Below are 226 nucleotides of genomic sequence, written 5' to 3'. Positions count from 1 at the left end.
CCCCCCCCCCCCCCCCCCCCCCCCCCCCCCCCCCCCCCCCCCCCCTCCCAAACAAAAGCCGCCACCCTAGATGTAGCTCCGTCTCGTGGGCTCGGAGATGTGTATAAGAGACAGCCCAGGAGCAGTCCGAGCGGGCCGGTGAGCAGCAGCGCCTGCGCGGTGAGCTGCTGGAGATGATCCGCACGAACCTGTCTCTTATACACATCTGACGCTGCCGACGACGGAG

At 68.6% G+C, this 226-nt stretch carries 1 pseudogene; it reads right to left on the bottom strand.

Features of this window, described 5'->3' with window-relative positions:
- Window positions 1-203 (bottom strand): annotated as a pseudogene (locus tag ACR9ZK_RS22345) (hypothetical protein); the annotation flags it as partial.
- Between the last annotated feature and the right edge of the window lie 23 nt (window positions 204-226).

The organism is Monashia sp. HAY1-5C (genome assembly GCF_056755255.1).
The sequence above is the reverse complement of the archived record's forward strand: the minus strand, read 5'-3'. Positions and strand labels throughout refer to the sequence as shown.